This is a genomic window from Allobosea lupini, assembly GCF_900109525.1.
GTDB lineage: Bacteria > Pseudomonadota > Alphaproteobacteria > Rhizobiales > Beijerinckiaceae > Allobosea > Allobosea lupini.
In genome coordinates, this window is the sequence record NZ_FOAN01000001.1 from 580,016 (window position 1) to 594,060 (window position 14,045).

At 63.9% G+C, this 14,045-nt stretch carries 14 protein-coding genes; 9 read left to right on the forward strand and 5 right to left on the reverse strand.

Annotated features, from left to right (window positions below):
- Positions 1-8: 8 nt before the first annotated feature.
- A complete protein-coding gene (locus BMZ21_RS02785; protein ID WP_167561501.1) occupies positions 9-707 on the reverse strand; it encodes a 4'-phosphopantetheinyl transferase family protein in 699 nt (232 codons plus the stop codon).
- Complete coding sequence (locus BMZ21_RS30190) at positions 704-2,104, reverse strand: lipopolysaccharide biosynthesis protein (protein ID WP_167561502.1); 1,401 nt, start codon at positions 2,102-2,104, stop codon at positions 704-706. The genes BMZ21_RS02785 and BMZ21_RS30190 overlap by 4 nt, the downstream gene beginning before the upstream one ends.
- 222 nt (positions 2,105-2,326) lie before the next feature.
- On the opposite strand from BMZ21_RS30190, the gene BMZ21_RS02790 reads away from it, so the two are divergent.
- The 9 genes from BMZ21_RS02790 (at position 2,327) to BMZ21_RS02830 (ending at position 13,087) form a co-directional block, all read left to right on the forward strand.
- Positions 2,327-5,221, forward strand: coding sequence for a right-handed parallel beta-helix repeat-containing protein (locus BMZ21_RS02790; protein ID WP_167561503.1), 2,895 nt, complete (start codon positions 2,327-2,329; stop codon positions 5,219-5,221).
- An 89-nt stretch (positions 5,222-5,310) separates the two neighbouring features.
- Complete coding sequence (locus BMZ21_RS02795) at positions 5,311-5,967, forward strand: class I SAM-dependent methyltransferase (RefSeq protein ID WP_091829533.1); 657 nt, start codon at positions 5,311-5,313, stop codon at positions 5,965-5,967.
- A gap of 5 nt (positions 5,968-5,972) precedes the next feature.
- Positions 5,973-6,842, forward strand: coding sequence for a glycosyltransferase family 2 protein (locus BMZ21_RS02800; protein WP_244543665.1), 870 nt, complete (start codon positions 5,973-5,975; stop codon positions 6,840-6,842).
- A gap of 970 nt (positions 6,843-7,812) precedes the next feature.
- Positions 7,813-8,367, forward strand: a complete 555-nt coding sequence (locus BMZ21_RS02805) for a methanogen output domain 1-containing protein (protein ID WP_091829537.1) — start codon at positions 7,813-7,815, stop codon at positions 8,365-8,367.
- Positions 8,342-9,523: a sensor histidine kinase gene (locus BMZ21_RS02810; protein WP_091829539.1), complete on the forward strand. Its 1,182-nt coding sequence runs from the start codon at positions 8,342-8,344 to the stop codon at positions 9,521-9,523. Before BMZ21_RS02805 ends, BMZ21_RS02810 begins: the two co-directional genes overlap by 26 nt.
- A complete protein-coding gene (locus BMZ21_RS02815) occupies positions 9,520-10,179 on the forward strand; it encodes a response regulator (protein WP_244543666.1) in 660 nt (219 codons plus the stop codon). The genes BMZ21_RS02810 and BMZ21_RS02815 overlap by 4 nt, the downstream gene beginning before the upstream one ends.
- Before the next feature lie 255 nt (positions 10,180-10,434).
- Complete coding sequence (locus BMZ21_RS30730) at positions 10,435-11,115, forward strand: LuxR C-terminal-related transcriptional regulator (RefSeq protein WP_091829543.1); 681 nt, start codon at positions 10,435-10,437, stop codon at positions 11,113-11,115.
- Between the two features lie 321 nt (positions 11,116-11,436).
- Positions 11,437-12,243, forward strand: a complete 807-nt coding sequence (locus BMZ21_RS02825) for a response regulator transcription factor (protein WP_244543667.1) — start codon at positions 11,437-11,439, stop codon at positions 12,241-12,243.
- Between the two features lie 31 nt (positions 12,244-12,274).
- Positions 12,275-13,087: a glycosyltransferase family 2 protein gene (locus BMZ21_RS02830; RefSeq protein WP_091829548.1), complete on the forward strand. Its 813-nt coding sequence runs from the start codon at positions 12,275-12,277 to the stop codon at positions 13,085-13,087.
- An 88-nt stretch (positions 13,088-13,175) separates the two neighbouring features.
- On the opposite strand, the gene BMZ21_RS02835 is transcribed toward BMZ21_RS02830, so the two are convergent.
- The 3 genes from BMZ21_RS02835 to BMZ21_RS31105 all read right to left on the reverse strand — a co-directional run bounded on the left by BMZ21_RS02835 (position 13,176) and on the right by BMZ21_RS31105 (position 14,007).
- Positions 13,176-13,403 carry a hypothetical protein gene (locus tag BMZ21_RS02835; protein WP_091829550.1) on the reverse strand — a complete coding sequence of 76 codons (228 nt, stop codon included), beginning with the start codon at positions 13,401-13,403 and terminating at the stop codon, positions 13,176-13,178.
- 98 nt (positions 13,404-13,501) lie between these two features.
- Positions 13,502-13,675: a hypothetical protein gene (locus tag BMZ21_RS30200; RefSeq protein WP_167561504.1), complete on the reverse strand. Its 174-nt coding sequence runs from the start codon at positions 13,673-13,675 to the stop codon at positions 13,502-13,504.
- Positions 13,672-14,007, reverse strand: a complete 336-nt coding sequence (locus BMZ21_RS31105) for an AAC(3) family N-acetyltransferase (protein WP_208862204.1) — start codon at positions 14,005-14,007, stop codon at positions 13,672-13,674. The genes BMZ21_RS30200 and BMZ21_RS31105 overlap by 4 nt, the downstream gene beginning before the upstream one ends.
- Positions 14,008-14,045 lie beyond the last annotated feature (38 nt).

Here is a 14,045-nt window from a genome sequence, read left to right on the forward strand (position 1 = left end):
GTCGAGGATCAGGGCCGGGCCATCCAGACCGGGGACCAGCCGCGATGGCGCGCGGCCAGCGTGCCGCAATAGCCGGGTGCCGGTTCCAGATCGGCGAGCTGCCAGAGATCGGCCTCCGCCGGGTCGGATTCCACCGTCAGAAGCCGCGCCCTGAACGGATCGAGCGAGACCTCGAAGCTCGACGGCGAGCCGTTGAGGCCGACGCCGATCGCCTTCAGGCAGGCCTCCTTGCGCGTCCAGCAGCGGATGAAGGATTCCTCGCGCAGTTCAGGCGTCAGGGCCGCGAGCATGGCGAACTCCCGCGGCGCGAGACAGCCCGCCAGCAGGTCGGCCGAGACCGGCCTGATCCGCTCGATATCGACGCCGACCGGCATGCCCTCGGCGACCGCGACGATCGCGAGCTCGCCGGAATGGCTGAGATTGAACGCGATCGGGCGCCCGCTGTACTCGTTCACGAGGAACGGCTTGCCGAACGCCGTTTCGCCGAAGCGGAGCCGGGGCGGCGGAATCGGAACGTAGAGCGCCAGGACGCGCCGCAGCCAGTTGCGCGCCACGATGAAGGCGATCCGCGCCTTGGCGTCGTGGAAGCGGTCGGCACGCGTACGCTCCTCAGCCGAGAGGATTCCGCGCCGTTCAGCCGCCTCCATCGCAGGAAGATCGACCCGGCAGCACCAAAGATGCACTTGGGAGGGCGGCAGCGGCATCATGGCGAGGACGCCGTCATGATGCGGCCGCCGACCGGCCCGGCCGGCGGGCGGGCAAGCAGGCCCGGAATCCGCAGAGCGAGCATCGTCAGTACGACGAGAGCGGCGAGTTCCGACAGGAGGGTCACCGCGATCAGCCCGGCCACACCGAAGGTCGCCGCGGCCGGATAGACCGCGAGCAAGCTGAAACAGCCTCCGACAAGCGATGCGATGAAGACGGGCCGCGTGCGCTCCAGCGCCCGGAAGGCGCAGCCGAGGACCAGGCTCGTCAGCGCCATAGGGAAGGTGAAGGCGTACCAGATGATCACCCAGTCGCATTCGAGGATCTCGCCGCCATAGAGCTGGTGCAGCAACCAAGGGCCGAACAGGCCGAGACCGAGAACCGTCGCGCCCCCGGTCAGCCCGGCGAACAGCATCGCGCGACCGAGGGTGCGATGGAGAGCTTGCATGCCCCCCTCGGCAAAGGCCTTCCCGGCCATCGGCGGCACGATGTTCTCCAGCGCCTCACGCACCACGTTGAGTACGGCGAGCAGGCTCTGCGCCGCCCGGAGCGCGCCGAGCACCTTCGGTCCGAACAGGCCGGCCGTCACCAGGAGCCCGCTATAGCTCAGCACCCATTGCACCGAGCCGGTCAGGACCAGCCAGCGCGCTGAGCGCCATTGCCGCGCGGTCACGCTGATCAGAAGCTCCCGGCGCCACAGCAGCGGTCCCGACATGCTCAATCCGCACAGCGTCGAGACGGTGGCGGCACCGGCGACGGCCCATAGCGCATTCGCGACGCTGATCATCCCCGCCTGCCAGAGGGCTGCGAGCGCGCCGAGCTTGAGGATCTGGTTGATCGCGTCGATCAGCAGGATTCCGGCGGGCCTCCGGCGGGCGAACAGGTAACGGCGCAGGAAATCCTGCGTCAGATAGGAGGCCGCAGCCATAGCGCCCGGCAGCGCAGCACCGGCTAGGCCTGAGTCCGCGCCTGCCGCGAGGACCAGGGCGGCGAAGATCGCGGCGGTCGCTACGACGACGTAACCGGCCTGATGCAGGAAGACCACGGTGTAGTAGGCCTCGGCCTCAGCCCCCTGCTCTTTGGTGCCGATACTCATCATCGGGCTGACGATGAGGCCGAGCTGAAGACTCATCGCGAGATAGAGCGCGAGCCAGACCATCGTGTAGACGCCGAAGGCTTCGAGACCGAGCGCCCGGGCGAGCAGGATGGTCGTCAGGAAGTTGCAGGCGCTCGACAACGCCTGGTCGGTAAAGGACAACGCCGGATCGCGCATTGCCCGCAGGCGTGCCCATTTGCCCTCGGATACCTTGCCCGGGCTGCGCTGATCTGAGGCGACACTGGCCGGCTCGCGTCGCGCCCGGCCGAAATGCCCACCCATCTTGCCTGCGCTGAACGTCATCGAGCCCCCGCCGGCCATCGTCGGGCCGCATCTTCTCGGGCCAAGTCTAGCGTCGCCCTCGTCCTGACGGCGCTGGGCATAGGGACTGCCCAGAAGGAAGGTTGGCCAGTGGTCTCGCCGGCCTGGCTACCTCGGATGCCCAGCCTGCTTCAGCCCGGCCCGGAGTTACGCTGCTCCCGGGACGGCAGCCGCCGCGCAGAGCAAGGGTCGACCGTGAAGGGAATGCCACGAGCACCGGCCAGCGCCGCAATTGACCGGCGGGCGACCGACCGCTACCTGCCGATCCTGGCGCTCGGCTTTGCCGGCTATGTCGTCTTCGGCAAGAGCTTCGCCTATCTCGGCCTGCCGCCGCTCTTCGTCGGTGAGATGCTGTTCGCGCTCGGCCTGCTCGCCTTCCTCGCCTCGGGTTGCACCGCGGCGCTGCTGACCACCGTGCCGGCGCTCAGCGCCGCCCTGCTGATGGGCTGGGTCCTGCTGCGGACGCTGCAAGGCATCGGTTCCTACGGGGTCGACGCGTTGCGGGACGGCGCGGTCGCGCTCTATGGCGGTTTCGCCTTCATCGTCGCGGCGCTGATCGTGGAGCGTCCGATCCGCATCGCGCAGATCATGGGCTATTTTCGCGTCCATGCCCGCGTGCTCATCCCGATCGCGATCGTGTTCTATCTGATCGCGCGCTTCTTCAATGCCTATATCCCGAAGCTGCCCGGCCAGAATATCGAGATCATCTCGGTGCGCTCCGGCGAACTCGCCGCGCATCTGTGCGGCGCGCTCGTTCTCGTCCTGGTCGGCCTGTGCAGGGTCAGCCGGACATGGCTCGTCGCCGCGCTCGGCGCGGCCCTGCTCGTGGCCAGCCAGAGCCGCGGCGGCATGCTGGCCCTGCTGCTTCCCCTGCTTTTGTGCATGGTCCTAACCGGCCAGATTGGTCGCCTCGCCAGCATCACCATGGCCCTCACACTCGTCATGATGGTGGCCTACGCCGCCGATTTCGAGCTCGCCCTGCCGCGAGGCGAGCGGCCGATCAGCGCGGCCGCCGTGGTCGAGAACCTCGCCAGCGTCGCCGGATCGAGCGACGCCAATAATCTCGACGGGACCAAGCAATGGCGGCTGAGCTGGTGGCAAGCCATTCGCAACTACACCATCCACGGCCCCTACTTCTGGACCGGCAAGGGCTTCGGCGTGAATCTGGCGGAGGCGGACGGCTTCGTCGTCGGCCTCGAACGCGGCGGCCCCATCGTGCGCAGCCCTCACAGCGTACACATGACCTATCTCGCGCGCGGCGGCGTGCCCGGTCTCGCCCTCTGGCTCCTGGCCATCGGCAGCTGGACGATCGCGCTGCTGCGGGCCGCCCATCTCGCCTGGCGGCGCGGCGACCTCGACTGGGCGCGCTATTTCGTCTTCCTGGTCTGCTACCTCGCCTCGATCGTCATCGACGCCTCCTTTGACGTCGCGCTCGAGGGACCGATGCTCGGAATCCCCTTCTGGATCCTGTTCGGGATCGGCTTCGGCTCGCTTATGGTCTACCGCGCCTGGCACATCGTCGCGCCGCCGGTCCGGTTCGGTCGCGCTGCACGCGGCGGCGCGCACATCGCCGGTGCAGCTCTTCTCGGAGCGATGACATTGCTGGGCAGCTCGCGCTCCGACGCTGCCGAAAATGCGCATTGCCCATCCGGCTCGATCATGGTTCCGGTCGGCGCATCCATCCAGGCGTTTGTCGACAAGGCCGCGCCGGGCGCCACTTTCTGCATCGCAGCCGGCGTTCATCGAGGCCAGTTGGTCGCGCCAAAAGATCGACAAACCTTCATCGGTCAGCCCGGCGCCATTCTGAACGGCGCCGAGCTGATCACCGACATCAGCCCGAAAGACACCGTCTGGGTGACCGCCATGCCGCAGTTCGGGACCAAGCGGTTCGGCTCCTGCCTGCCCAATCGCGCCCGCTGCAACGATCCGCGACGTTTCTTTCTCGATGGCCAACCGCTGGAGCCGGTTTCCGACCGTGCCGAACTGCAGCCGGGCCGCGTCTATTCCGATGCAGCAACGGGGCTGAGCTATCTCGCGGACGATCCGCGCGGCCGAACGCTGGAGCGGGCGCGCCTGCTCTATGCGTTCAACAGCCGGGGCGCGCGCGGTGTCACGGTCAAAGGCCTGATCGTCGAGAAATACGCGACCCCCGCCCAGCAGGGTGCGATCTTCGGCGACGAGCATCCCCGCGCCACCGACTGGCTGATCGAGGACAACGAGGTCCGCTTCAACAGCGGATCCGGGATCGCGACCGGGGAGAGGAGCATGGTCCGCCGCAACAAGGTGCACCATAATGGCCAGCTCGGCATCTCGCCCAACGGCAGCGATGTCGTGATCGAAGACAATGAGATCTATGAGAACAACATCTACGGCTTCGATGCTGCCTGGGAAGCCGGCGGCGTCAAGGCCGGCAAGGTCGAGCGCCTGACGCTGCGCGGCAACCATGTGCACGACAATTACGGCTCGGGGCTCTGGTGCGATGTCGACTGCCGCAACGTCCTGTTCGAGAACAATCTCGTCGAGCGCAATTCGGACGCCGGAATCTTCTACGAGATCAGCTTCGACGCCATCATCCGCAACAATACGGTTCGCCTGAACGGGACCGGACGTGGCGGCCAGCAGGGCAGCGCCTGGATCTGGGGCGCCGGCATCCAGATCGCGGCGTCCGAAGGCGTGAGCGTCTACGGCAACAAGGTCACCGTAGCTTCGGGCGGCACCGCCATCGTCATCGTCGACCAGGGCCGTGAGCGGCTCGATCAGCCCAGACTGAAGGACGGCCAAAAGAAGCTGTTCTATCTGACGGCGCGCAACGCCGTGCACGACAACGAAATCGTCTACGAGGGAAACTCCGGCCTGTCCGGCGGGGCAAGCGACGTTCCCGCTTCCAATCCGAACTTCAGGATCATCGAAACAGGCGGAAACCGGTTCGACCGCAACACCTATGTGCTGCGCGGACCGACCAATGCCCCGCTCTTCATCTGGGGCGGAGAGCCGGTCTCCTACGAACGCTTCCGCGATCTCGGCCAGGAGGCGAACGGCCGGATCATCCGGGCCGACCAGGCGCCGCCTGCCCAGAACGGCTTAGTCCAGAAGCCCTAGCGCTCAGTCGTCGGACCAGGCTGCCGAACGAAGGCCTGGCGCTAGGATTGCGCACGGGAACCGGTAGATCATCGCGAGGCGAAGAGCTCATGAACATGATTCCGCGCTCGTTCCGCCGCTCCCAGTTCCGCGAAGAACGGTTCAAGACCTATGTCCGCCCGATCATCGACGCGGTGATCGAGAAGCGGGGGTCCTGCCGCATCCTCGACCTCGGAGGGGACGCCGATTACTGGCAGTTCGACCTGCCCCCTTCGGGGGTGGAGATCTCGCTCCTGAACATCGAAGCCAAGCCCCCTTCGCCCGATCCGCGCTTCCATGTCGTCCAGGGCGACGCGCGCGACGTCAATGCGTTCGGCGACCAGAGCTTCGACTTCGTCCATTCCAACTCGCTGATCGAGCATGTCGGGCGCTGGGCCGACATGAAGCGCGTCGCAGCCGAGATCAGACGGCTGGCACCGAACTACTACGTGCAGACACCGAACTTCTGGTTTCCGCTCGATCCGCACAGCAACGCGCCGATCATGCACTGGCTGCCGCAACCGCTGCAGCGGCGGATGGTGTCGAGCAAGGCCCGCGGCTTCTACGCGAAGGCGGCCTCCCTCGACCAGGCGATGCAGATCGTCGAAGGCACCACGATGCTTGACCGGGCCCAACTCGCCGAACTCTTTCCGGACGCGGAGATCCTGACCGAGAACGTCCTGTTCCTGCCGAAATCGCTGATCGCCATCAGGGCTCCCGCAAGGTGAGACAGGTGGGCCCCCCCCGGCCGGATTTCGCATTCCTGGCCCTCGCCAAGGATTGTGCAGCCACGATCCCGCCGTTTCTGGAGCTGCTGCAAACGCTGAGGCGCAGCGGCTCGAGCGTTGCCGCCTTTGTCGGGGAGAACGGCTCGCGTGACGGAACGCAGGCGTTGCTCGATCAGGCCCAGAGGCGCGGGGAGCTTATCCTCGTCCCGACCGCGTTCATGGCAAGCGAGCCGGAGCGGCTGAGGCGGATGGCGCTCGGCCGAGAGCGGCTCAAGAGCGAGCTCGAAGCATCGGGCCTCGAACCCCGTGTCGTCTGCGTGCTCGACATCGACAACGTCATCGCTGTGCCGCCCTCCATTCCGGCCTTGCTCGCCGCTGCCGCGAAACTGGACCGGCCGGGCGTCTTCGGCGTATCGGCAAGCTCTCGCCCACACTATTACGATCTCCTAGCCTACGAAGACGAGGACAGGTCCTTCACGACGTTACTTGATGAGCTCGCGATCAGTCGATCAGGGATCGTGCAATACTACCGCTTCTTCCGCTCACGCATCTATCCGCACCAGCGCGCCCTCACCTCCGATCGCGAGATCTCCTGCGCCTCGACGTTCAACGGCCTGTGCCTCTATCGCGCCGAGACGTATCGTCTCGGCAGCTATCGTCAGGCAGGCCCCATCATCTGCGAGCATCTCGTCTTCAACCGCCGCCTCGCCGCCCTGACCGGCGGAGCGATGCTGATCGACCCCGATCTGGTGCTGCGCACGCCTCGCGATCACGCCGAGCAGAGCTTCCTGCCCTTCGCCTGGCGGCGCTTTCGCAAGCTGATCTCGCAGCCTCGTCCTCGGCACATCAGCCTGCCGAACCTGCCGGCCGAGTGACGCAACGGAATTCTGTTGCGGCCAACATCTTGACAAATGTGAACAGCCGTCAACATTGACCCGGCGGCAACCAAGCACGCCGACGGCTTGCGCGACGTTTTCGCCGCGGAATCGTGCGTCTGGGCGCACCGATCACGAAATTATTACCAGGACGATGATCTGGCGATCAGCCCTCATTCCTACAGATACGAATCATTTTAGATAAACGAAAATTAGCCATATCTAGTCTGAACTATCATTGATTATAGATTCTAAGCTTATTTCCTATCTCCAACAATCACCTACAAATTGTTTGAATCTTATTTCAAATATTAAAATAATATATATATTTGAATAATATTTTCATATTTCTTTGTCTATTCGTCCCCGCAGGCGGCAACCCCAGCTGTCTAAAATTCGAAACAGAATCGAGGATACAACTTATGTTAGAATTCATAGTTCAAAGGAGCCGTTTTGGAAATACATCCACGAATCTGGGCAGACAAACGCCGACAATGTGCTATTATCACCCTGAAGATAAGTACCCCAACCTGAGATGGCCTGTACGATCCGTTCTCTCGACGCCTGACTGACCGCTGCTCTCCTGTATTTTTTATCCGTATATCCACCATAAAAATCCACGCAGAATTTGAGACGAACTGCCCCAACAGAACCGGTTGTTTCGATATTTTACGGGCCTGGAAATGGATTTCATGTTGTAAACGATAACTCTCTAATACCTCTTGTCTTGAACTCAATTTTGTTATTTTGCAGAAAATATCATTCGCTAAACGATTTATAGATACAAAAAGAGAAACACACCAAGAAACACGTCTCTGATCCAAGAGATAAGTTTCTGAACTATTCCTTCCCGAATCCAATCGGAGAAAGGCTCTTGGTCTAACCTCCCTCGCGGATCAGCAGCCTCGTACAGAGCTGCGTGCAAAGAATGATCGCCTGGGGCGTGTGTCAATTCAGGGGGCTAGCGAGCGTGACTCCATCCGTCTCCAATATTTCGCCGAGTATCGGCGCTCTCGAGATCGACTTCGATCATCATGGTCTTTTCAACGTCTTGGTGGCCGACATGGCCGAGCTGCTGGAAAGCATTGCAGGGGTCGAAGACGCCTGCGCCTATGTCAGCGGCATCGCCGCGCGCCTCGGCACCGATATCGAGAAACAGTACAAGACGGCACTCGGTGTCCAGCGTCTCAACCGCGATCAACTGCTCGAGATCCTGATCGACCTGAAAAACCGCGCCGGCGGCGCATTCTCGATCGTCGAGCAGGACGAGGACAGGGTCGTGTTCAGCAATTGCGCTTGCCCGCTTGGCCGGGCGGCAGCGAACCATCCCTCACTGTGCATGCTGACATCGAACATCTTCGGCCGCCTGACCGCCAACGCAGTCGGGTACGCCGCGGTCGATCTGGAGGAGACGATTGCCTCGGGGGCGGCTGAATGCCGCGTGGTCCTCCATCTCAAGCGGATAGAGCCGGGCCCGGGGACGAGGGAATATTACCGAGATGATGCATCTGCAGCTTCGGCATGAGCTGGATCTCGAGGTCTATCTTGAGCCGTCGGTCATCGCCCTGACCGACGGAAGCATCCGTGCGCTCAATCGCGCCGCCAGCCAGTTGCTTGCCCCCGGCCGAGCAGCCACGTCGCTGCTCGACATCTGCGCGAGCCGGGTCGATGCCTTGCGGACCTATCTCCTCGCCTGCTCGGGCTCGCGCCAGCCCCTGATCGAAAGGGTCGGCTTCAATGGTCCCGACGGCCCCGGCGACTACCGCTGCTTCGGCAATGTCCTGATCCCGCGGCGCAAGAGCCAGCCGGCGACGCTCCTCCTGCGGCTCTTCCCCCTGCTCGACCCGCGCTTCTCGGCAGCTGCGGAGCGGATGAGACGCTTGACGGCCGAGCGGCAGCGTCGCCTTGCCATGCAGCAATTCGACGAGTTGCGCAGCGACCGCCTCCGGCTGGTCGAGCAATATTGCTTCGTTGCCGAGGCGCTGCGGATCGTGGAGGCGCGGACGCACCGGCTCGAGGATGAACTCAACCACATCCGAGCCGACGAGCGCGCGCGCATAGCACGGGACCTGCACGACCATACCGGGCAGGAGATGGCCCGGGTCCTCATCGAGCTGAGAGCCTTGCAGGAGAGCACGAAGGGACTTGCAAGACGGCGCCTCGACGAGATCGTCGAGCATGTCACCGGGGTCGGGCGCAAGATCCATCACGCCGTCGTCAGCGGTCGACCACGCATCGTCGAGGAACTCGGCTTCAGCCGTGCCATCGAGGCCATGGCGGCGTCGTTCGCAGCGGATGGGCGGCTCCAGCTCTGTTTCAGGAAGAAGGGGGCCGAGCCGGACCCGATGCCTGCCGTCATCGAGGACACACTCTACCGGGTGGCGCAGGAAGCTCTGACGAACACTCTCAAACATGCACTCTGCGCGCGAAAGCTCGATATCGTGCTGGACTTCGCGAGGAGTTCGGTCTCGCTCACCATAGCCGATGACGGCATCGGACTTCGAAGTCAGCCCGAGCGGCCGGGCGATGGCCTCCGGACAGGCATCGGGCTGCCAGGCATGCGCCAGCGCATGGCGGATGTCGGCGGTACGCTCGGTATCGGGGCCCGCTGCGGCAAGGGCACGATCGTCACCGCGGTCGCTCCCTTGACCGGCGTCGCGCCGCGGAGCGTCTCCTCGTGACGACGCGGATCATCCTGGTCGACGACCACCCGGTCGTTCTGGCCGGACTGAAGGCTCTCGTGCTCGGCCTGCCGGATTTCGAGCTGGTGGGACAGGCGAGTTGCGCGGCCGAGGCGCTCGCGCTCGTGCGCGGTCAACGACCGGACCTTGCTGTCCTCGACATGGGACTTCCCGGCATGAACGGCCTGACGCTGGCCGAGCGCATCCTCGAAGAACTGCCCGAAACCCTGATCGTCATGCTGACCCATTATGCAGAGCCGAGCTATGTCCAGAAGGCGCTGCGGGCCGGCATTCGCGGCTACGTCCTCAAGGCATCGGCGAGCGACAAGGTGGCGCAGGCGTTGAGGACGGTCCTGAGCGGCGGGGTCTATATCGATTCCGAGCTGGAGGATTTTCGCTCGGAATGGATCCGCAAGCTGTGTCCGGCGGCCGGCGTCAGCACGGCGACCGCGAGCGACACATTGACCTATCGCGAGATGCAGGTCCTGCGCCTGGCTGCGGTCGGCCACTCCAACAAGGAGATCGCCCGGCGCATCGGCCTCGGCATCAAATCGGTCGAGACCTACCGCTACAGGGCCTGCAAGAAGCTGATGCTACACTCGCGTCTCGACATCATCAGATACGGCGCCAGCCATGGCTGGATTCTCGACGTCTGACGATACTGACTAAGCCGTTGGCGCGTTGAATTGCCAGACCTGCTCCTGTGAGGAGTACTCAGCTTGGCTCGACTGACACAATAATGGCCATGCTCCCGTAACGGCATCTCCCGAAGAGCGTCGCGACTTGAACAGCCGTTCCCGCTACGACAGGCCGGGGATAGGGGCCTGCGCTCGGGAACCGCCTTCGAACGGCGGAGCCCGATATTGCGGCCGCGTCCCCACCGAAAAAACGACCAGAGCGGCGGCACGACCATGGCAAGGATTCTCGTTGCCGACGAACATGCGCTCTACCGCACGGGTCTGCGTACGATCCTGCAGGCCGCGTTGCCGGAGGCCGAACTCCTCGAAGCCGAAGACTTCGACGGCTTGATGCGCAACCTGATGGAAGAACAGCCTATCCATCTCGTGCTGGTCAGCCTTGGCCTGACGGGATCCAGCGATCCGGCGATCATCTGGGATTTCAAGCGGGCCTCCCCGACGACACGCTACGTCGTCATCTCGGGCAACGGTACCTTCGACCAGGTCCTCCACTATATTGCGGAGGGCTTCCACGGCTTCATCTCGAAGCTGCAGCGGGACGACGAGATCATCGAGGCGGTTCAGGAGGTGATCGCCGGCCGCCTCGCGGTGCCACGCGGCCTCACCCCGTTCGGCTCGGCCGCCGAGGCCTACCGCTCTCGCGAGGCGCCGCAGCGCCGGACCAGCTCGCAGCAGGATCCGTTCGGGCTGACGCGCCGGCAGCGGGATGTCCTCGCACTGCTTGCGGACGGGCTCTCGAACCGGGAGATCGCCCAGGCCCTCCATATCGCGGAACCGACGGCCAAGATCCACGTCTCCGCACTGATGCGGACGCTCAACGTCCGCAATCGCACCGAGGCGGCCGTGCTGGCCAAGGATCTGATCCGCATCCTCAAGACCGATCCGACCGGCTGAAACGGCTCGCGCGGAAAGCGGCCGAGCATCAGCGGCTTCCTCTACGGCAACCTGAAGATAATCCCCCTCCCGGCTTGCAAGCCAAGCTGGTGAAATCGGACGCTTTGTCGCAGGTCGCGTGTAAGGCTTTTCCTGACGGGATCGTATTTTTCCTGACAAGACGACTACATCCGAATGAACTAATTATTAACGATGACATTCAGGGTGCTTGCATCCCTCAGTGTCACTTTGTGGCCGTTTTGGATTAGTCACTGCCTGCTTCATCTCGGAATTTCTCAAACAGCGCTACGGAATACCTCCGCTGGTGCGGCTGGGCGACATGTGCCTGGCTGCATCCGCCACCCCAGTTTTGTGTCGAGTAAGAGGGAAGTACCGATGTCAGACATCATCGAGACCGCTGTACTGAGCGACAATGCCCTTCTGCGCGAAGGCATAACCAAGTTGTTGGATGGCGCTCGCTTCCACGTAAGCCAGAGAACCACCAGTCTCGACCTGCATCGATACGATAACGGCCAGCAGGCGCCCGATCTTTTCATCGTCGTGATCGACGACATGTCCTGCTCCATCGTCGGCGACATCAAGCGGCAGTTCAAGAGCGCCAAGATCGTAGCGCTCGCCCTCCGCGGCAGCCGGGAGTTGATGCATCGCGCGATGCAGCTCGGTGCGGTCGGCTATCTCGTCGAGTCCGTCTCGGCGCAAGATCTCATTACCTCGCTCGAAGTCGTCATCGCCAACGGCGCAGTGTTCCCGCCCGAGCTGCTGTCGCAGCTCTCCGAGGTCGCGGTCGAGCCGCAGCGCCTGCTGCAGGGCGTGCAGCGCCGGGCTGACGGCTCCCCGTTCCAGGGGCTTTCGGTCCGCGAGGTGAGCATCCTGGAAGGGCTCATGCTCGGCGAGTCCAACAAGGTGATCGCACGCAAGCTGGAGATCGCCGAAGCCACCGTGAAGGTGCACGTCAAGGCGATCCTTCGGAAGGTCCGGGTCAGGAACCGTACCCAGGCGGCGATGTGGGCCATGCAGAACGCGGTAACCCGGATTCCGGTCGTCGAAGAGGCCGACACCGCGGAAGCGGCGCCGATGCCGATGATCCCGGCGAGGCCCGACATGGCTTCCGCTCCTCGGCACGTCTGACCGCACCGGCTCCAGCAGCGGAACTGCGCCAATGATCGTGACAATCGTGACCCCGACGCTGAACGCCGTCGACTATCTCAAGGAATGCATCGAATCCGCGCGCCGCAATGCGACGCGCGGGATCGAGATCGAGCATGTCATCGTCGACGGCGGCAGCACCGACGGGACCGTGGAGCTCGCGCGCAGCTACGGGCTGAAGGTGATGCAGGGCAAGGACAGCGGCATCTTCGACGCCATCAACAAGGGCTCCTTCAATTCCTCCGGCGAATTGCTGGGCTTCCTGGGCGCCGACGATGTGATGCTCCCGGGCGCGGCGGCGGCGGTCGTCGACGCCTACCGCAAGAGCCGGCGGCGCTGGGTGGTCGGCGCGATCCGATGGATCGATTCGAACGGACATGGCCTCGGCGGGCTCGCGGCGCCTCCGAACTGGATGACGCCGGCGATGCTTGTCTGCCTGGGCTGGAATCCGATCATGCACATGGCGACCTACTTCTCCCGGACCTTTTTCGAGGAACTGGGCGGGTTCGATATCGCCTACCGGGACGCCGGCGACTACGACATGTTCTGCCGGGCCCTGGCGAAGGAGCCTTACGGCCGGATGACCCAGCCGATCGCCTGCTTCCGACGGACGGGCGTCAACAACAGTGCGATCCATGGCAGCCGTACCGCCGCCGAATGCGCGCGGGTCTACGCCCAGCACGGTCCTTCATCGCAGGCGGAACGCCTGTTCTGGCGGGTGCTGCTGAAGGCCTATTTCAACCTCGGCAATCCCGACTGGATGCTGTCGAAGATGGCCGACACGACGCGTGCGACGCTGAGGCTTCAGCCGAAAGCGCATTTCTGACCCGCCCGGCCACCGGGCTGCTCAGGCAAGCCACATTCCGACGGGCCATGCCAGTCCGCCGGGGTGTCGGTTGTCCGGCGCTGAAGCGTCAGCGCATCGTGGGCAGACATTGGCGCTGCCCAGGATCGAGATTCCGTCGTCCTTTTGTCAGCAGCAGGACACAGGCGACGAGTGGCCAGATGGCGCAGACCAGAGCGACGATGAGGATGTCTTTGGCGGTGAGCCGCTCACGCTCGGCTTCAAGAACCGAATTGAGCGCGATCAGGCTCGCGATCAGCAGATGGGCCGCCGTTAGACTGACGAATGTGATGACCATCTGAACCGCCTCTCGGCGAATGGTTTCCGTAGGTCACGCTAGCGCCAACGCAGGCATCGGCAAGGAGGCAGGAAGATATCCCTGCCGACCATTCGGGACTACCGCAGCGGCCCGACGAACAGCACAGCAACCGCCTCGCGCGCCATAAGCGCAGAAGATATCGCAGTGGCCAATCCCGATCGCAGCGCGCTCACCCCGACCCGCAGAAACGCATCGCCGTCCATCACGCTCGGAATGTCGAAGGCGACCCATTGCTGCTGTCCGTCGCTCATCCGAGGCGCGCCTTCGATGATCCTCGGCCGTCGGGCCAAGCCCGATGCTCGGCAAGGCGGAAGGCTGTGCCCTCGGCCCCCACTGCCTGAAGCAGAGCTTGGATCAGGGTGACCGGTCCGCCATTCCCCCAGCCGAGAGAGCTGAGGGAGGCGTAGACGAGAAGCGTGTCCCCAGGGGCGCGCCCAGCGACAGCAGGTCTTTCCCAAGGCTTGACACCGTGATTGGCCTTGCGCTTCTGGCAATGCCTTCTTCTTCGGTCGTCCGGCATCCGGCCAGGCGAGATCCCGCTGCCCTTCGCCATCAGCCCGGCACCAATCATGCGAGCGCGCATTCGCACAGTCCGGCAATAGCCTGAGCAAGCCGGCGCAA

Coding starts and splice junctions, on each gene's coding strand:
- BMZ21_RS02785 (WP_167561501.1), bottom strand. CDS start 707: ATGATGCCGCTGCCGCCCTCCCAAGTGCATCTTTGGTGCTGCCGGGTC.
- BMZ21_RS30190 (WP_167561502.1), bottom strand. CDS start 2,104: ATGACGTTCAGCGCAGGCAAGATGGGTGGGCATTTCGGCCGGGCGCGA.
- BMZ21_RS02790 (WP_167561503.1), top strand. CDS start 2,327: ATGCCACGAGCACCGGCCAGCGCCGCAATTGACCGGCGGGCGACCGAC.
- BMZ21_RS02795 (WP_091829533.1), top strand. CDS start 5,311: ATGAACATGATTCCGCGCTCGTTCCGCCGCTCCCAGTTCCGCGAAGAA.
- BMZ21_RS02810 (WP_091829539.1), top strand. CDS start 8,342: ATGATGCATCTGCAGCTTCGGCATGAGCTGGATCTCGAGGTCTATCTT.
- BMZ21_RS30730 (WP_091829543.1), top strand. CDS start 10,435: ATGGCAAGGATTCTCGTTGCCGACGAACATGCGCTCTACCGCACGGGT.
- BMZ21_RS02830 (WP_091829548.1), top strand. CDS start 12,275: ATGATCGTGACAATCGTGACCCCGACGCTGAACGCCGTCGACTATCTC.
- BMZ21_RS02835 (WP_091829550.1), bottom strand. CDS start 13,403: ATGGTCATCACATTCGTCAGTCTAACGGCGGCCCATCTGCTGATCGCG.
- BMZ21_RS30200 (WP_167561504.1), bottom strand. CDS start 13,675: ATGAGCGACGGACAGCAGCAATGGGTCGCCTTCGACATTCCGAGCGTG.
- BMZ21_RS31105 (WP_208862204.1), bottom strand. CDS start 14,007: ATGCGCGCTCGCATGATTGGTGCCGGGCTGATGGCGAAGGGCAGCGGG.